The following is a 14,825-nucleotide window of genomic DNA, read 5'->3' on the forward strand; positions in this document are numbered from 1 at the left end:
AAGAAGTGAAGGCTCATCATTTGGAGGCGGCTTCTGTAAAGGTAATATCCTTCTTGAACACACTTCTGCAAATCCCAATGGACCATTGCATGTGGGTCATATCAGGAACTCGGTCATTGGTGACACTCTGGTACGCATTCTCAGGAAAGCCGGTTATAATGTTGAAACCCAGTACTATGTGAACGATATGGGGCGTCAGATAGCTATTGTTTCCTGGGCGCTTTCACATTTTGATTTTGATACATCAAAAAAATCAGATCATTCCATAGCAGATGTTTACATCAAGGCCAACGCTGAGCTTGGAGAATACCCTGAAAAGGTAGCAGAAATAGACAGGCTTATGCAGCTTGTGGAAAGAGGGGATGAAGCGACAATAAAAAGCTTCAGCGAAGCTGTATTGCTGGCACTTGATGGCATCAAAGAAACTCTTTTGCGCATGAACATACACCATGATAGTTTCCCTTACGAATCTACTTTTGTAAGGTCCGGTGCTGTTACAAGGATAATTGAGGAGATCAAAGCCACAGGTCGTACAAAGGTCGATGATGGAGCCCTTATGTTGGATCTGGAGGATTACGGTTTTGAGAAAAAACTGGTGATACAGAGATCAGATGGTACTTCTTTATACACTACAAGGGATCTGGCATACCATGAGTGGAAAGGTGAAAGAGCTGATCGCATGATCGATATACTTGGAGCTGATCACAAACTCATTTCAGGTCAGTTAAAGGCAACTCTCAACCTTCTCGGAAAGCCGGAACCAGAAGTTGTCATATTCGAGTTCGTTTCTTTGCCTGAAGGCTCCATGAGTACCCGCAGAGGCAAATTCATTTCTGCAGATGAACTGCTGGACCAGGTGGAAGAACAGGCTTTTGTGGAAGTTGACATGCGCAGACCTGAGATGCCTGAGGATTTCAAACAGAAAGTGTCCAGAATGGTAGGTATCGGTGCCGTAAGATATGATGTTATCAGAGTGTCGCCTGAGAAATCCACGGTGTTCAACTGGAAAGAGGCCCTAGACTTCGAAAAACAAGGTGCACCCTTTATCCAATACTCGCATGCCAGAGCATGCAGTATACTGAAGAAGGCTCAGGAAGAAGGTGTCTGGAACGAGGTCTTTGATATGGAGCCTTCACTACTTGTGGAGGATACTGAAGTAGAGTTGATAAAGAAGATGGCTGCCTTTGACAGCATCGTAGAGCAGTGTGCAAAGGAATTAAAACCACATACTTTAGCCATATATGCCAGAGAGCTTGCAGAATCTTTCAATCAGTTCTATCGTTTCGTGCCCGTGATAAATATCGATGACGAAAAACTGAGAGCTACAAGGCTTGGACTCGTGGACTGTGCACGCATTACATTGGCAATTTCATTAGAGACCCTGGGCATCGATGCGCCCGAGTCTATGTGAAATTTTTACAATGCATAAGATACACTGCTTTCTTTCAGACTCTGCAGAGTAATATTGAAAAGCAGTAGCAGATTTCCTTCAAGGAAATATACATCAGTGCTGCTGCGATCTCTTTTTGATGCAAGCAGTACGGTGAATTCCAGATCTTTTTCCGCCGCTACCTGCACACTGCGAAAAGGGTTTTCGGATGAGACGGTCTCTCCCCAGATAATCTTTTCAAGATTTCCTATGTCAAGATATTTCTCCGTCCAGCTAATGAGGGCACAGGTATATTTTTCTGATAACCCCATATGATTGATCACACTAGAAGCGTGTTCTTTGTTATCCATGCACATTGCAGCAGAGCATGCCACATTATCACCCCTGATCCGATGGATGATTCCCTACCATCTAATCTGGCATGATACTATTTATATTTATTATACTATTTATATTTACAGTGCAATAATTATGTAATAAGAGTTCTCTGGAACTGTTGTCACTTTCTGTTTTTGTTCTGATTGCGCAAACTATTTAATTTAGAATTCTCAACCCTTATAAGGGAAGTTACATCAGTAATTTTTACTTTATATTTTTGAACGGGAGAGGGAATTATATGCCATCATATGAAAGAAAATCAGACGAAGACTGGAAAAAGATCTTAACTCCTCAACAGTATCATGTGTTACGGGAAAAGGGAACTGAACCTGCTTTTACTGGGAAGTACTACCAAAATAAAAAGAAAGGTGTCTATCTGTGTGCTGCTTGTGGGCAGGAACTTTTTGATTCAAATACAAAATTCGATTCCGGCACTGGCTGGCCAAGTTTCTGGGCTCCGATATCTGAAGACAGAGTGGTCAGCAAGCCGGATAATAGTTACTCCATGCGGCGAACAGAAGTTCTTTGCAGCAGATGTGGTAGCCATCTTGGGCATGTTTTTGATGATGGACCTGCACCTACAGGTGAACGATTTTGTATGAATTCCATCTCGTTGGATTTCAAGGAAGAAGTATGATCTCAGAATGTTTTTTAGCTCCGGGGGAGAATATGAAAAGTGATTACTTCAGATTCCGTGCTCATAGCGGTCACATTAATAAAGTATGTTTCCTTGAAAGCGGGAAGACGATATTATCCGCTGGTACGGATGGTTTTGTGAAGCTCTGGTCAGTGCCATCTTGGGAACTGATAACAGAGTTTAAAGGCCATAATAAAAGTGTGAACAGTATCTCGATTTCCCATAATCGTGGTATTATAGCCACAGGTTCATCTGATCATACTATCAGACTTTGGTCTTATCCTGAAATCCTTCCTCTGAAAGTTCTTACAGGACATACTAATACTGTATCATCTGTATGTATTTCTCCAGACGGGAAACAACTCGCTTCAGGTTCTTATGATGGAACTGTACGTTTATGGGGTTTGCCTGGGTGTGAACAACTTTTGATCATGGAAGGCAGTCCAGACAACATTTCCTGTGTTCTTTTTATTCCTGACGGCAAAAAACTTCTAAGTGGAGGCATAGGTGGCGATATATATGTGTGGTCTTTGCCTGAAGGGAAACTTGAGCAGACACTATTGGGTCATGATATTGCCCTGCTCTCCATGATTTTGACCCCGGAAGGAAAGTATCTCATTAGTTCCGGATATGATCGAAAGCTGCGTATCTGGTCATTGAAAGATCTTACAGAGAAGCGTTCCATAGAACTTGAGGGAACTGGTCATTTTCCTCTTGCCATATCTTCCAATGGTAAGACAGTTGCAGTTGGCATGGACTACGATATTGTTCTGTATGATTTCGCTTCAGGACAAATTGTGTCAAATATACCTCTTATGGTTAAAACAGTATACAGTATGGCCTTCACAGCTGATGGACGCTATCTTGTTGCTGCCACAGCTGACGGGAGGCTGAATATGTGGGACCTTGGAAGATGATCCTACATTATTTTTCTTTTATTCTTTATAGTAACTAATAGCTTTATCATAATAAACTTAATATATTAGTATACTTTATGTCGTTCTATGCAAACTGAGGATCTTCTTAAATATTCTTTGTGGGCATACATTGTATTTGTGAACACAATCTCATTCGCCCTTATGGGTCTGGACAAAAAAAAAGCCAGAGATCAAAAATACAGGATACCTGAAAAAACGCTGTTCACATGGGTAATTGCAGGTGGAAGTCTGGGAGGTTTCCTGGGAATGAAATTATTTAGACATAAAACACAGCATCTACAGTTCAAATATGGTTTTCCGCTTATCCTGTTGGTACATTTAGTGTTCATAGCTTTATTAGGGTTGGGGATCTTACCTCCTATCTAAAGCATTAAAAGGAAAGGGTCTCAGAAACCCAATCTTTCCATTTCTTTGAGTATCTTTGGACTAAAATCAGTGAAATTCTGTATACCACCGGTCCAGGCTGCGATCATCATAGCATCTTTTATCTCCTGCGAAGTTGCCTCAAATCTTTTAAGTCTTTCCAGTATCTTAAGCGCACTTTCTATGTTGAGTCTGGAGCATGCTATAGTAAAAACCAAAAGATGCTTTTGCTTCATGTTCAGCCCATTTTCACGCTCCTTCCATACAGCTTTATAGTATCCTGCAAGAGCTTCCCCGAACTCTTCATCGATCTGGGTGGCATAGACCACAGACCTTGGCTTAAAACCCTTTACATCCTTTGCTTCTTGTATCTCTTTGGTCATGATCATCAGTAAAGATTCTACGGGAAATGATTTAATTTTATGCATCTACGTGTATGCGTATGATCGAAGCGGCTAAGGACAAAGGTATCTATTGTCTGATCTTCAGGAACCTGCAATGTAATGTAAGGGTTGGAAGCCTTAAAGATATCAGTTTTGAAGCCGGTTATCACATTTATGTGGGTTCTGCCCAGGGTACTGGTGGTCTGAAAAGATTGTATAGACATGTGATGCTTTCTAAGGAAGGAGGGAAGAAAGCAAGATGGCATGTAGATCATATAAATCTTGATGAGCATTTTGAACTGGTCTGTACCGTATATGCAGTGACTTTTGAACAGCTTGAATGCATTCTTGCAGGTGCTTTGCAGTCAAGAGGTGTTCAAGGTTTTGGATGCAGTGATTGTACATGTAAATCACATCTTTTCTATCGACGTCGCGATCCAACGGACGAAGTGGTAAAAAATTTCAGGAAATATGGCTTAGAGCCCTTAGTTGAAGAAATATTATAATCAGGTAAGTTATGATCTTTGAAAATCATATTAATGAAAAATTCATTAGAAATTGGAAGATCGAGGGTATCTTCCCGGGGAAGACGGCTGTCCTCCCCAGAATTTGATGATGACTATACTTAATCTGGAAGATACAATTGTGATACCCTCTAAGGCCCTATATATTAGTATAATTATATAAATCTGGTGCTTCTGAAAAGGATTGGATTAGTTAAGCAGTTGTATTACAATGGTTGCAATACCTAATTTATATAATCTCTACTCGACCCATTCTCCATGTTTTTTCATCTACTAAGCTTGGAGTTACAAACAAAAAAATCCCTTAATAACTAAGCGATGACCAACTATCCAATGAAGGGCCGCGTTTGAAAAGACTATATCAAATTCCCGGTTGAAATGCAACTCTCTTATATCCTCTGAACCATCAATGCCCTCAACATAACCTGGGGGTACATGGCTTGTGATCTGAGCTGTGACCTTACCCTCCCCACATCCCCTATGTCCAAGACCCTTTAATTTCCCTTAAGAGCAAGCTTCTGAATAAGCTCTTGAGCCCAATGCTGCTGGTTTGAAGATTGAGCTGTATGATCACCTGGATCCCATCTATACAAATTTTAACTCCTGTTACATTTGAATATCTTGAATATGCCGTATGTAACAGACATTTCTGCAGTCACTTTTATTCCTTTTCTTTCAAGCAAGGGGTCAAGATCAGAATGTATGAATTCAGGGTAATATTTACTTTCGAATGATTTGGCAATATAACGTACAAAATACCTTCCCAGCATGTTTTTGGGCGAACGAGCATAATCCATGATCATTATAGTGCCATTACTCCTGGTAACCCTGAAAATCTCCTGTAAAACTTCTTCTCTTATATTTAAAGGCATTTCATGTAAAGCCAGTGACATGCAACAAATATCGAAATACTCGTCCTTAAATGGAAGTTTTGCCGCATCGGCAAGAACGAAATTTGCATTATTGTACCTGTTGTTCCTGACAGCCAGTCTTAACATAGGTTCGGAAAGATCGATACCAATAACTTCATAACCCATTTTTGCAAATGAAAAGGCTTGTTTTCCGGTACCTGTAGCCACATCTAGTATTTTGGAACCTTTCTTTGCATTGGTAAAAGCTGCAACTTTAGTCCTAGTTCCCGAGAGAATAATTCCTATGAAATCATAAATATAAGACAATCTACGAAATAATTTTGTTGTGTATGTGTAGTAGTCTTCTCCCATTATATCAGCTATTCCCATCAGAACATTTGCAACACAGTACATAAAACCAGTCGTAAAGATATGTTTGATCTCTACAGAAAAAAATTAAAAGAGGTAAAGAATATGAAAAAAGAATGGCAAGAAGTAATGCCAAGGCATTACTTGCAGAGGTCGTAGTTCTTGTTAACGATCTTCAGTGCGCAGAAGTCACCACACATGGTACATGCATCTTCATCGCCAGGTGCTCTGCTGTTCCTGATGCTCCTTGCAAGCTCTGGATCGAGCGCCAGCTTGTACATTCCCTCCCAGTCGAGTTTTGCACGTGTTCTGCCCATTGCAAGATCAACTTCACGGGCGGTTTCCGGATACTTAACCATGTCACCGACGTGAGCTGCGATCTTTGAGGTCTTGACACCCTCAATAACATCCTGGAGGTTTGGAAGTGCAAGGTGCTCTGCAGGTGTGACATAACAGAGGAAGTCACAGCCAGCTGCTGCGGATGTTGCTGCACCGATTGCTGTTACTATATGATCCCGGCCTGCACCGATGTCAGATACGAGTGGACCGAGCATGTAGAATGGCTTTCCATTGCTCATTGCCTTCATGAGCTTGACATTCATTTCTACCTGGTCAAGTGGTACGTGGCCTGGACCTTCGACTATGACCTGCAGATCGTATTTGTCATGTGCTTTATCTGCGCATTCGGAGTTGATGATGAGTTCCTGGACCTGTGCCCTGTCGGTTGCATCGTGAACTGCACCTGCACGCATTCCGTTGCCTGTGGACAATGTGACCTCATGTTCTTTGAGGATCTCACAAAGGTAATCGAAGTCTTTGTAAAGTGGATTTTCCTTCTGGTTGTGGAGCATCCATGTGCTCATGAATGCACCGCCACGGGAGCAGAGACCACCATATCTGCCGTGTGCCTTCAACCTATCAAGGACAATGTTATTGATACCGGTGTGTATTGCCATGAAGTTTGTACCGAGCTTTGCCTGTTCCTCGGTTGCATACCACAGGTCGTCCTCTGTCATGTGGACAATGGAACCGTCCCTCTTTGCTGCTGTGATGAATGCCTGATAGAGTGGCACTGAACCTACTGAAAGGGAAATTGCGTCACACACAAGCTTTCTCATTTTAAGGAAGTCGCCGCCAGTACCGAGCTCCATCAGTGTGTCAGCACCAGCTGCTTCTGCTGCCTTTGCTTTCTTTACTTCCATTTCCTCATCTATAATGTCTGATGATGCACCTATGGATGCATTTACCTTGGTCCTGAGACCTTCACCAATACCACACAGCTTAATGTTCCTGTAGGGGGTCATGGGGATTACTATTCTGCCTGCAGCAATTCCCCTTCTTATGAACTCAGGATCTTTGCCTTCGTTCTTGGCTACGATCTTCATCTCTTCTGTGATCTTTCCGTTCTTTGCATCTGTTACTATTGTCATGATCGATACCTCGATGGTTACTATATCCTACAAAGTACAGCTCTTATATAAGACTTTTTAAAAAATTAACTTTTGTTTAAATCAAGCTGACTTTACTTGGATCTACACAAAATCCTCTATCTGGATCAACTTGCTTATTTTCGGTATCTGTAAAGTATTTTAAACTTGTAAGTTCGTGTACTGTTACGATATGCAAGTAAAATTAGGACAACATAAAAAACAAATCAAGTTGATTGGATGTGTAATCAAGTAAAAATGACCTTTTGGAAAGAAAAAAATCCGTTGAATGAACATCATTGCTTGCCTGACTTGTCCTTTTGTCGCAGCACACGCATGATCTCCATATGCATTGAAACCATAAGATCACTTAGCATACCCAAAACGAACATCTGAAAACCAGACATGATCAGCAAAGCTGTAAGAACGGTCATAGGTATACGGGTGATACCTTTGAACCATTGATCGACCACGTAAGTGCCTGTTACAAGGCCTGAAAGAATAAAAATAGTTCCGATCATGCCAAAATAGAACATAGGATTGTGAAACCTGGCTAACAGGTATATCGTTTTACCTATCCTGAAACCATCTTTAAGAGGATTGAGCTTGGTTGCAGCATCGGACTTGCGGGAAAGATAAGTTATTGGCACTACCTCTATGGCATGTTCAAGTTTAATGCTCTGTATGGTCATTTCGGATTCAACTTCAAATCCTGTTTCTTTCAGGGCAAAAGACTTGTAAACACCCCTGGTGAAAGCTCGGTATCCGGTCAATATATCAGTTAGATTTTGCCGGTATGCCATACTGAACAAGCGATTAATGAGTTTGTTGCCTATCAGATTAAGACCCGGGAAAGCTCCTTTTTCGAAGTTGTTCAGCCTGTTCCCTATCACATGCTCTGCACGGCCATCTAACAGAGGGGCCAGCATTGCATGCGCATCAGACGCAAGATAAGTGCCATCCCCATCCAGCATTACGAGATATTCATTGTCCAGTGTTTCAAAGGCCTCCTGGACAGCCTGACCTTTACCTTTTCCCTTCTGTAGGACGACTCGGGCACCTTCAGCTTCTGCAAGTTCCCGGGTCTTGTCGGTACTATGTCCGTCTATGACAATTATGTCATTGAATCCTTCAGATCTGAAATCCCTTATTAGCTGAGCTATCGTGGCTCCTTCGTTAAGTGTAGGAATAAGTATACAGACGTCTTTTTCCTGCAAGATGCTACCCTTTAGAGAAGTCCCATACTATCAAGCTGCTGTTTCACTACTTCAACGCCTTCCCCACAGTTCTCAGGTGTTTTCCCGCCAGTTACCACAAGCTTTCCTGAACTGAAAATAAGAACAACTACTTTTGGTTTATCTATACGATATACAAGTCCGGGGAATTGCTCAGGTTCGTATTCTATGTTCTCAAGACCAAGCCCTATAGCGATTGCATTAAGGTTAAGCACAGCGTGAAGATCTGCGGATGCTACTATATTCTGTACGGTGATCTCTGGTTCTTTTATGGTCTTTATACCGATCTCATTGAGCTTTTTGGCCATGTTGCTTATTACTGTATGGACATCAGCCACGTTCTTTGCGCCGGTACACACAACCTTTCCGGAAGTAAAGACCAGGAATGCAGCTTTGGGTTCAGAGACCCGGTATACCAGGCCAGGGAATTTCTGTTTGTTGTATTCAGCACCTTCGAATTCTGCCTCGATCTTTGTCAGATCAAACTCATCGGCAAGTTTTGTAGAGGCAACCACATTCTCGATCTTAATATTATATTCGGTCATTGAAAATCCTCAGCATTTAAGCATGGTTTATATCCGTAATTCCTTATATAAACTAATAGCTTGATATTTATATACGTATTTAAACTCACCGGGTGTAAAAAATAAAAATTAAGTTCTTGTAAGATGATATTTAATGCGTTTCACAAAGCAGAATAACCTGTTTTTAATTCAGGGGAAGGCAAAATTATGAAAACTAGCCAGGAAGGGGAAACTAAAAACGGTCTCCCTTTTTTCCCATTCATGAATTGATGCCGTTTCAGATCAACATAGCACTCCATCTATTGAATAAATGAGATCAATCAGAAGATTCTTTTTCCAGGGCTTTCAATCCATCTATGATAGCATCGTATTTTCTGCAAACCCTTTCTATAAGGTCTGCCTCCACGCTTCCGTGAGTTGGGACAAGTATGTCAGCTCCTTCGCTTACTTGCACATCATTGCTCGACAGTCCATAATCAGGAGCGATCACAACGCCTTCTGCAGATACCCCTAGCCTCAGATCATTAATGATCCTGGCTACCATATCAGTTGCTGGTTTAACTTTCTTATCTATCAGAAGCGCCTTTGAAACATACCTTTCCTTAAGTTCCCGCAAATTTAAGAGAGTAAGTTCCACTTTCTGTTGATTACCTACATTTTCCAGAGCTTTAACTGCTTCAATAAGATCATCGAAAGTAGTTGAACCGACCTCGATGATCTCGCCGTCATAGTACCTACTCACTTTTTCCAGATATCCTCGGGATATCACAAGTTTAGAAACATCTGCAAGTTCTTCTATCTCTTCCTCTGTGGGATCATAGGCATTGATCACTTTATAATCCTCTATGTCACACAATATTGCCAGGGATTGGTACATAGGGGTGAATGCCACAACCTTGCATCCAAGCCATTTATTGAGTCCCTTGTCACCGCTCTGCTGGCGGGAAAGTTCAACTATTTTCTGCCTTATGGCTTCAGGCTCATTGGAACTCAGTCCGAAATAATCAGCAAAAAGTGGAGTGGTCTGCAGCTTTTTTGTTCTGCCGTAAGGCACGGACATGATAAGCCCACGGTCTGTAAGTTCTCTTATGTGATCATACACTGTGTTCCCCCTCATATCCACCAGGTCAGATTGCACAACAGGCTGATGATATGCTATCATTGCAAGGGTGCGCAACATAGGTGCGCTCAGTTCCTTGGGAGCTACTGGTCTTACAAGGTCTGTGAACATGGGTTTTACCTGCATAACATAACGCTGTCCCAGGTCTATTATCTCTATGCCGGATTCCCTCGCTGAGTATTCTTTCATGAGTGTTCCAACTACTGCAACAGCTTTGTTTGCAGGCTTGCCTATGATCTTTCCCAGGGTCTGGGCATCCAGTGCCCCACCGGCAGCAAAAAGTGCTGCTTCAATAGTTTCCTTCTCATTCATTCCCTGTCATAACCTCGCTGGGACTATCATCAGAAATATGTGAGGGATAGATGAAAAGCTCTCCAAACAGCTCATCCTGCTGAAGCCATATTTTCTTCTCAGTAGCAAGGAAAAGCAGGGAAACATAGGTCATTATATTCTCTGACCTTTCTTCACCCATCAATTCTGAGAACACAACAGATCCGTGTTCTTCAAAAACAGGATCAAGCACATGGTAAAGTCTGGAAACGCGTCCTAGGATATCTTCTTCATGGGCTATGCCCAGAACCTCATCAGTGGTTACAGCAACCCTTTCTTCAAGTTTGCGGAGCAGTTTCTTTTCCTTTTTCCTGTGTTCCACTCTTTCAGCTTTCTTCAGTTCAGCTATAAGTTCCTGCAGCGTCACAGGTCTTGTGGCAATCCTTCTCACAGGCAGCTTCGGTACCGGATAATCATCAACTTCAAAGAAGTCCATGCTGTCGTCGAATATATCAGGTTCTTCCGGTTCATCCATATCTACCCAGTTAGACTTCATACGCAAGAGTATGGAAGCATAAAGCAGTGTCCTCCCTGAGATGCGCAGGTCCATCATCTGTATGTCTTCTATACGTGCCAGGAATTTGTCGGTAACACTGACAATATCAATATCCCATGGATCGATCTCTCCATTTTTGGCGAGATTTACCAATATCTCTACGGGCTCGTTCATTACATCATCAGAAAACTCAAGCAGGTTCTCATCGACTCCCAGAGTGCGCAGTGTTTCCAGGAATTCAGGGTCTATGGTCCCTGGCAGCAAAGTATAGCTTTCTGAAAGAGGTTCGACTACAGTTATTGTCTCAATTTCCTCTATAATACTACTCATCTGAACTTCACACCCGTTATGCTTGTAATGTTGTTCTCCTGCATTGCAACACCTATAGTTCTTGAAGCTGCTTCTATCATTGGTTTTCTCAGGGAAACAACAATGAACTGGGCATTTTCCACAGACTTTCTGACCCTTTCAGCCACTCTGGCAGCATTGGCTCCATCCAGGAACATATCGATCTCATCAAAAGCATAGAATGGTGCTGGCCTGTATTTCTGAATAGCGAACACAAATGACAATGCAGTAAGGCTCTTCTCACCGCCTGACATAGCTTCAAGGCGTTGCAAGGTTTTTTCTTTGGGTTGGGCCCTCAAAGTAAGACCGCCGCTAAAAGGATCCTCAGGATCGTCCAGCACAAGTTCTCCAATACCATCTGAAAGTTCATTGAATATCTCGTGGAAAGCAGTATTTATCCCGTTATATGTTTCCATAAAGGCACCTTTTTTAAGGACTTCATATTGCTTGATCCTCTCCAAGATCTGTTCCCTTTCATTGAACAAAGTGTCCCTTCTTGACCTGAGATCTTCCAGCCTTGCCTCTACTTCATTGAACTCATCTATAGCCCTCATGTTGACAGGCTCCAGACGTTCCATTGCCTTCTCAATGGAGGCTATCCTGGTACGTACAGCCTCGGAGCCTGGAACATCATCTGTTTCCTCGATGCCTCTTTGTGTCATTTCTGCTGTCATTTCTGTTATCTGTTCCACAAGAGCCGCCTGAGTGGCTTCCATAGCCATCAGTTGTCTGTTACCTTCCTCGAACCTTGTCCTTGAGGACTCGAACTGTTTCCTGGAAAGACCATACTCGTTCTGCATACCAAGACGCTGCTGTTGCATGTCCTTTAGCTCATTAACAAGCTCTGATTCACGAGCCTGCTTCTGGGTGAGCACTACCTCAAGTTCCTTGATCTTTAATGCAAGCTCATCCACACGTTGCTTGTGATTTGTTTTCTTTTCATCCAGGGACTTTATGATCTCTCTGTTCTCCTCTATCCTGCCAGTAGCATATTCCCTGTCAAGGTTAAGGGCATTGATCTGTGCTTCAATGTCACGGGTACGCCCTTCCAGACGCCTCATCTCTTCATCAATGCTCTCTGCCTGTCTGTTCAGTTCAGGCACCTCAGACCCTGCAAGCTCACCTTCCAGTTCAGAGATCTTCTCTTCAAGTGAACCAGCATGTTCATCCTTTTCTTTTTTCTGAGCAGTTACAGCCTCCATCTCTGTTCTCAGTTGCTTGCGAGTTTCTTCGATCTCGGCAAGTTCAGCATTCTTTGCTGCCAGCACCTGCGCCAGACGCTCTCCTCTGTTAGCGATCTCCTCTAGCTGCATTTCTTTACGGGAGATCTCTTTGTCATGCTCATTTATCTCCCTGTTCACATAAGCAATATGGCCTTCCACAGCATCCAGTTTTTTGATAGCTGCACTGCGTCTTGAATCGAATTCAGTGATCTTCTCTGCGACTTTGATCAGTTTATCTTTTTCTGAGGCGGCGAAGGACAGTCCGGAACTCTGCGCCGAACCTCCGACCATAGCACCGCTCTTCTCTATTAGCTCCCCCTCCAGAGTTACCATTCTCAGACCACCCATAAGCCTGCGGGCATTCTGTAATGTATCTACCACAAGAGTGTCCCTGAAAACATACCAGAAGGCAGACTCGAACCTCGGTTCGAAGTCCACAAGGTCTATCGCATAGCCGATGACCCCATTCCTGTCGCTGAGATCTTTGTAAGGTCTTCGCTCTTCCATTTTGTTAAGAGGAAGGAACGTAGCCCTGCCAGCCTGTCTGCGTTTGAGGAAGTCTATAGCTCTGGCAGCATCTTCATCAGTGTCCACTACTACTGCCTGCATCTTTCCGCCGGCAGCTATGCCAAGGGCAGTTGCATATTTCTGGTCCACACTTCCAAGCTCAGCGATGGTACCATATATTCCGGGGAGCCCATGATGCTTCCTTTCATTGATTATCATGTCTACAGCTTTAGAATATTTGCTGTGGTCCTCGGCGGCTCTTACCCTGGCCTCGATACGGGCATAGTCATCCTGGTATTTACGCAGTGATTCTTCGATATCTTTTACCACTCCTTTGAGCTGGGAGCGGTTGCTTTCAAGGTCGTCTATATCCTTTGTGAGCGAACTTATTTTCTCATTGAGCTTCTCAATATCATATTTCACAGAACCGATATCACTGTCTGAAGAAGCAGCCTTTGAACGGGCATCCTCCATCTCGCTCTCAATATCCCTTACCTCAGCCGATTTGCGCCTCAGGGCATCCAATAGCCTGTCTTCCTGGCGCATGAGCTCATTTTTCTCATTTCTAGTGTTCTCAAGACCGTTCTTAAGCTGTGTAAGTTCATCCCGTGTCTTGGCAAACTTTGCATCCACATCGGATATCCGGCTCTGCAGTATCATCCTCTGAGTCCGCTTTTCCGAATGTTCTGCCCTGATACCTTCAAGACGTGCTTTTTCTTCGTTTATTTTTGCATCCAGGTCAGATACCTTGCCTTTGATCTCATCTATCTCTACAAAGGCTTTCCTCCTTCTGGAATCCACATCTTCCAGTTCCCTGTCTGCAAGCTCTATACTGTCCTTACACCGTGAGATCTCACCGCGCGTAGATTCTATATCTTTCTTTATCTGGATCTGCTCATCTTCTCCCATGCGCTGTATCTGGAGAGTGAGCTCTTCAAGTGACTTTTCCAGTTCTTCCATCCGCAGGCGTCTTTCTTCAAGGGTGGTTTCCAGCTCTTTCATGGAAGATCTGCGTGATCCCATGTCAGCATCAATTGATACAAGCTCCTTCTTAGCATCCTTGAGCCTTGCAAGGAGCATGAAGCCCTCAAATTTTATTTTTTCTTCTTTCAATGCCTGGTATTTGAGTGCCTGGTCTCTTTCCCCTTTAAGTTTTTCGAGCTGAGCAGCAACTTCCTCAAGTATGATGTCGACCCTTTCAACCCTTTCCCGAACGATCTCAAGCTCGCTGAGAGCTCTTTCCTTTTTGTTGTCGAACTCGGCAACTCCTGCTATCTCATCGATGATCTTGCGTCTTTCAACGGGAGTCATGGTGATTATGCGGGTTACGTCACCCTGCATTACTACATTATAGCCTTCAGGTGTCACCCTGGCCTTTGCAAGATAATTATGCACATCTGCAAGGCTCACAGCTTTGCCATTGAAGTAGAAATAACTGTAATATCCGGTATCAGTTTCCCTTATTTTTCTGGTGATGGCAACTTCATCAGTATCCACAGGCATCTCTCTGTCTGTGTTATCGAATTTGATGGTCACCTGTGCGAAATCAGGTTTTTTGGCCTTATCACCATTATATATAAGGTCTGTAAGCTTCTCAGCCCTAAGAGTGCGTGAACTGGAAAGGCCCAGCACAAAAAGTATGCCGTCAATTATATTGGATTTACCACTGCCATTTGGGCCTGATATCGTGGTGAAATCATCATAGAACGGTATCTTCACTTTTTTCCCGAAGGACTTGAAGTTAATGAACTCGATTTCCTTTATGTACACGTGGATCCTCTG

Annotated in this window: 14 protein-coding genes; 5 read left to right on the forward strand and 9 right to left on the reverse strand. The window is 43.0% G+C overall.

Annotated features, from left to right (window positions below):
* Nucleotides 1–1,411: arginine--tRNA ligase (gene argS / locus A4E24_RS02915; protein ID WP_292351509.1), on the forward strand; the 1,411-nt coding region annotated here is incomplete at its 5' end.
* 5 nt (nucleotides 1,412–1,416) lie between these two features.
* Here argS and A4E24_RS02920 read toward each other — a convergent pair.
* On the reverse strand, nucleotides 1,417–1,764 hold the full coding sequence (locus A4E24_RS02920; protein WP_292351510.1) for a hypothetical protein: 348 nt from the start codon (nucleotides 1,762–1,764) through the stop codon (nucleotides 1,417–1,419).
* Nucleotides 1,765–2,006: 242 nt separating this feature from the next.
* On the opposite strand from A4E24_RS02920, the gene msrB reads away from it, so the two are divergent.
* The 3 genes from msrB to A4E24_RS02935 all read left to right on the forward strand — a co-directional run bounded on the left by msrB (nucleotide 2,007) and on the right by A4E24_RS02935 (nucleotide 3,709).
* A complete protein-coding gene (msrB, locus tag A4E24_RS02925) occupies nucleotides 2,007–2,405 on the forward strand; it encodes a peptide-methionine (R)-S-oxide reductase MsrB (RefSeq protein WP_292351512.1) in 399 nt (132 codons plus the stop codon).
* Between the two features lie 32 nt (nucleotides 2,406–2,437).
* Nucleotides 2,438–3,322 carry a WD40 repeat domain-containing protein gene (locus tag A4E24_RS02930; protein WP_292351514.1) on the forward strand — a complete coding sequence of 295 codons (885 nt, stop codon included), beginning with the start codon at nucleotides 2,438–2,440 and terminating at the stop codon, nucleotides 3,320–3,322.
* Nucleotides 3,323–3,409: 87 nt separating this feature from the next.
* A complete protein-coding gene (locus tag A4E24_RS02935) occupies nucleotides 3,410–3,709 on the forward strand; it encodes a DUF1294 domain-containing protein (RefSeq protein ID WP_292351515.1) in 300 nt (99 codons plus the stop codon).
* A gap of 20 nt (nucleotides 3,710–3,729) precedes the next feature.
* Here A4E24_RS02935 and A4E24_RS02940 read toward each other — a convergent pair whose 3' ends face one another.
* Complete coding sequence (locus tag A4E24_RS02940) at nucleotides 3,730–4,089, reverse strand: carboxymuconolactone decarboxylase family protein (RefSeq protein WP_292351584.1); 360 nt, start codon at nucleotides 4,087–4,089, stop codon at nucleotides 3,730–3,732.
* A gap of 59 nt (nucleotides 4,090–4,148) precedes the next feature.
* Here A4E24_RS02940 and A4E24_RS02945 point away from each other — a divergent pair, with 59 nt between their 5' ends.
* A complete protein-coding gene (locus A4E24_RS02945; RefSeq protein ID WP_292351517.1) occupies nucleotides 4,149–4,595 on the forward strand; it encodes a DUF123 domain-containing protein in 447 nt (148 codons plus the stop codon).
* Nucleotides 4,596–5,209: 614 nt separating this feature from the next.
* Here the strand turns inward: A4E24_RS02945 and A4E24_RS02950 are convergent.
* The 7 genes from A4E24_RS02950 to smc form a co-directional block, all read right to left on the reverse strand.
* Nucleotides 5,210–5,854, reverse strand: coding sequence for a class I SAM-dependent methyltransferase (locus A4E24_RS02950; RefSeq protein ID WP_292351519.1), 645 nt, complete (start codon nucleotides 5,852–5,854; stop codon nucleotides 5,210–5,212).
* Nucleotides 5,855–5,973: 119 nt separating this feature from the next.
* The gene (gene thiC, locus A4E24_RS02955) at nucleotides 5,974–7,263 is read right to left on the reverse strand and encodes a phosphomethylpyrimidine synthase ThiC (protein ID WP_292351521.1); all 1,290 of its coding nucleotides are present in this window, start codon (nucleotides 7,261–7,263) and stop codon (nucleotides 5,974–5,976) included.
* A 293-nt stretch (nucleotides 7,264–7,556) separates the two neighbouring features.
* Nucleotides 7,557–8,477 carry an S-layer glycoprotein N-glycosyltransferase AglJ gene (gene aglJ / locus A4E24_RS02960; protein WP_292351523.1) on the reverse strand — a complete coding sequence of 307 codons (921 nt, stop codon included), beginning with the start codon at nucleotides 8,475–8,477 and terminating at the stop codon, nucleotides 7,557–7,559.
* A gap of 11 nt (nucleotides 8,478–8,488) precedes the next feature.
* Nucleotides 8,489–9,040, reverse strand: a complete 552-nt coding sequence (locus tag A4E24_RS02965; protein WP_292351525.1) for a TATA-box-binding protein — start codon at nucleotides 9,038–9,040, stop codon at nucleotides 8,489–8,491.
* 295 nt (nucleotides 9,041–9,335) lie between these two features.
* Complete coding sequence (scpB, locus tag A4E24_RS02970; protein ID WP_292351526.1) at nucleotides 9,336–10,451, reverse strand: SMC-Scp complex subunit ScpB; 1,116 nt, start codon at nucleotides 10,449–10,451, stop codon at nucleotides 9,336–9,338.
* Nucleotides 10,444–11,295, reverse strand: a complete 852-nt coding sequence (locus tag A4E24_RS02975) for a ScpA family protein (protein ID WP_292351528.1) — start codon at nucleotides 11,293–11,295, stop codon at nucleotides 10,444–10,446. Before A4E24_RS02975 ends, scpB begins: the two co-directional genes overlap by 8 nt.
* Nucleotides 11,292–14,813, reverse strand: coding sequence for a chromosome segregation protein SMC (gene smc / locus A4E24_RS02980; RefSeq protein WP_292351530.1), 3,522 nt, complete (start codon nucleotides 14,811–14,813; stop codon nucleotides 11,292–11,294). Before smc ends, A4E24_RS02975 begins: the two co-directional genes overlap by 4 nt.
* Between the last annotated feature and the right edge of the window lie 12 nt (nucleotides 14,814–14,825).

The sequence above is a fragment of the Methanomethylovorans sp. PtaU1.Bin093 genome (assembly GCF_002067275.1).
In the GTDB taxonomy this organism is placed as follows: domain Archaea; phylum Halobacteriota; class Methanosarcinia; order Methanosarcinales; family Methanosarcinaceae; genus Methanomethylovorans.

Coding starts and splice junctions, on each gene's coding strand:
- A4E24_RS02950 (WP_292351519.1), bottom strand. CDS start 5,854: ATGGGAATAGCTGATATAATGGGAGAAGACTACTACACATACACAACA.
- msrB (WP_292351512.1), top strand. CDS start 2,007: ATGCCATCATATGAAAGAAAATCAGACGAAGACTGGAAAAAGATCTTA.
- A4E24_RS02965 (WP_292351525.1), bottom strand. CDS start 9,040: ATGACCGAATATAATATTAAGATCGAGAATGTGGTTGCCTCTACAAAA.
- thiC (WP_292351521.1), bottom strand. CDS start 7,263: ATGACAATAGTAACAGATGCAAAGAACGGAAAGATCACAGAAGAGATG.
- A4E24_RS02935 (WP_292351515.1), top strand. CDS start 3,410: ATGCAAACTGAGGATCTTCTTAAATATTCTTTGTGGGCATACATTGTA.
- A4E24_RS02945 (WP_292351517.1), top strand. CDS start 4,149: ATGATCGAAGCGGCTAAGGACAAAGGTATCTATTGTCTGATCTTCAGG.
- A4E24_RS02975 (WP_292351528.1), bottom strand. CDS start 11,295: ATGAGTAGTATTATAGAGGAAATTGAGACAATAACTGTAGTCGAACCT.
- A4E24_RS02940 (WP_292351584.1), bottom strand. CDS start 4,089: ATGACCAAAGAGATACAAGAAGCAAAGGATGTAAAGGGTTTTAAGCCA.
- A4E24_RS02930 (WP_292351514.1), top strand. CDS start 2,438: ATGAAAAGTGATTACTTCAGATTCCGTGCTCATAGCGGTCACATTAAT.
- scpB (WP_292351526.1), bottom strand. CDS start 10,451: ATGAATGAGAAGGAAACTATTGAAGCAGCACTTTTTGCTGCCGGTGGG.